General features: G+C 64.1%; 1 protein-coding gene. It reads right to left on the bottom strand.

Features of this window, described 5'->3' with window-relative positions:
- Nucleotides 1-94 precede the first annotated feature (94 nt).
- Nucleotides 95-2,800: indolepyruvate ferredoxin oxidoreductase family protein (locus Q8K05_RS09590; protein WP_305246405.1), on the bottom strand; the 2,706-nt coding region annotated here is incomplete at its 5' end.

The raw sequence follows: 2,800 nt of genomic DNA, 5'->3' as shown, positions 1-2,800 counted from the left end.
AAGCCGCAAGAAGGTGTAGCCGCCGCAAGCCCGGCTTTTTTCAGGGCCGGGAACCATCCGGGGAGCACGGGCGCAAGGCCCGTGCTCCCCGGCTTCACGCCGCCTGCCGCGCTGAGGCGGGCGCGGGCTGGCGAAAGGACTGCATCAGCGCCGCCCACTGCGGCCGCGCGCTGGCCAGATGGCGCGCCTTGACATGGCCATAACCCTTGATCATTTCGGGAATCCGGGCAATTTCCAGTGCGGTGGCGTGGTTTTCGGCGTGCAAGCCCGCCAGCACTTCCTCCAGGCTGGCCCGGTATTCATCGATCAGTGCACGCTCCGTCTTGCGCTCTTCGCTGCGGCCGAACAGATCGAGCGGTGTGCCGCGCAGGCCTTTGAGCTTGGCCAGCAGCCTGAAGCCGGTCAGCATCCAGGGTCCGAATGGCTGTTTTTGCAGCTCGCCCTTGTCGTTTTTGGCCGCAATCAGGGGCGGCGCCAGGTGGTAGTTGAGCTTGAAGTCGCCTTCAAACATGGCATTGACCTTGTTGAGAAAACCGGCATCCGTGTGCAGCCGCGCGACCTCATACTCGTCCTTGTACGCCATGAGCTTGAAGAGGTAACGGGCCACGGCTTCGGTCAGCGTGGTTTTGCCCAGCGGCGCTTCGGTGGCGCGCACCTTTTCGACAAAGGCTTGATACGTCTGCGCATAAGCGGCGTTCTGGTAGGCCGTCAGAAAAGCCACCCGCTTGGTCAACATCTCGGCCAGGGATGGCTTTTTGACGAATTCAATCACCTGCGCGGCCTTGTACAGCGCCTGTACCGACGCCAGGTCGTGCGCGCAGCGACGGCCCCATTCAAACGCCGCCTTGTTGTTGTCGACCTGCACGTTATTGAGCTCAATGGCGCGCATGAGCGCGGCATGCGACAGCGGCACCCGGCCTTTTTGCCAGGCAAAGCCCAGCATCAGCGGATTGGTGTAAATCGAGTCGCCGATCATCTGCACCGCCACCTGTTCGGCGTCAAAACTCGCCATCAGTTCCGCGCCCACGGCAGACCGCACGGCGCTTTCGCAGTGGCCGCCCGGAAACTGCCAGCCCGGGTTGGTCACAAATGCCGCCGTCGGCGTGCCGTGCGAATTCATCGCTACAAAGGTGCGGCCGGGCTGCATGGTGGCCAGCGTGTAGGGGCTGGCCGTCACGATCGGGTCGCAGCCGATGATCAGGTCGGCTTTGGCCGTGTCCACCTTGGTGGTGTAAATGGCCTCGGGCCGGTTGGCGATCTGGATATGACTCCAGGTGGCACCGCCTTTTTGCGCCAGCCCGCCGGCGTCCTGCGTGACCACGCCCTTGCCTTCAAGGTGCGCGGCCATGCCCAGCAACTGGCCGATGGTGATGACCCCCGTGCCGCCGACGCCGCCGACCACAATACCCCAGGCGTTTTCAGCCAGCGGCAGCACCGGCTCGGGAATCGCGGGCAGGCTCGCCAGGTCGCCCTTTTTGTCCTTCCTGGGCTTCTTGAGGCTGCCGCCTTCAACCGTCACAAAGCTCGGGCAAAAACCCTTGACGCAGGAGTAATCCTTGTTGCAGGTGTTCTGGTTGATGCGGCGCTTGCGGCCGAATTCGGTTTCCAGCGGCTCGACCGACAGGCAGTTGGACTGCACCGAACAATCGCCGCAGCCCTCGCACACCAGCTCGTTGATGACCACGCGCTTGGCCGGGTCCGCGAGCAGGCCGCGCTTGCGGCGGCGGCGCTTTTCGGTGGCGCAGGTCTGGTCGTAAATGATGGCGGTCGTGCCCTTGCGTTCGCGGAACTCGCGCTGGAGCTTGTCCAGTTCGTCGCGGTGATGCACGGTGACGCCGGCCAGCAGTTTGGCGCCCGCGTATTTTTCGGGCTCGTCGGTCACGATGACCAGTTTGGTCACGCCTTCGGCATCCAGGCTCCGCATGATCTGCAGCACCGAATGGCCCTCGGGCCGCTCGCCGACCGGCTGGCCGCCCGTCATGGCCACGGCATCGTTGTAGAGGATTTTGTAGGTGATGTTGACGCCACTGGCAATGCTCTGGCGGATCGCCAGCAGCCCGCTGTGAAAGTAGGTGCCATCGCCCAGATTGGCAAAAATATGCGCGTCGCTGGTGAACGGGGCCTGGCCGACCCAGCTCACGCCTTCGCCGCCCATCTGCGTGAAGGTGGAGGTGCTGCGGTCCATCCAGACCGTCATGTAATGGCAACCGATGCCGGCCACCGCGCGCGAACCTTCGGGCACACGCGTGCTCGTGTTGTGCGGGCAGCCGCTGCAAAACCAGGGGGCGCGTTCGCCGGTGTCGGTTTTGGTTTCGATCAGGGCGCGTTCGCGCGCCTCAACCACGGCCAGTCGGGCCTCCATGCGCGCAATGATGTCTGCGGGCACGCCCAGCTTGGTCAGCCGCTTGGCAATCGCCTTGGCAATGATGGCCGGCGTCAGGTCCGCCTTGGCGCGCAGCAACCAGTGGTCGCTGGGGTTGGAGCGGCCCCATTCGCCGCCCGACTGGTCGCCCTCGGGCTCGTCAAATTTTCCGAGCACATTGGGCCGCACGTCGGCGCGCCAGTTGTAGAGCTCTTCCTTGATCTGGTATTCAATGACCTGGCGCTTTTCTTCGACCACCAGGATTTCCTGCAGGCCCATGGCAAAGTCGCGCGTGATGCTCGCCTCCAGCGGCCACACCACGTTGACCTTGTGCAGGCGGATGCCGAGCTGGTGGCAGGTGTCCTCGTCCAGCCCCAGATCGTCCAGGGCTTGCCGCGTGTCGTTGAAGGCCTTGCCGCTGGCGATGTTGCCAAAGCG

It is taken from the genome of Polaromonas sp., assembly GCF_030682935.1.
Taxonomy (GTDB): domain Bacteria; phylum Pseudomonadota; class Gammaproteobacteria; order Burkholderiales; family Burkholderiaceae_C; genus Polaromonas.
Note: the sequence above shows the minus strand (reverse complement) of the source record. Positions and strands in the feature narration are given on the sequence as shown.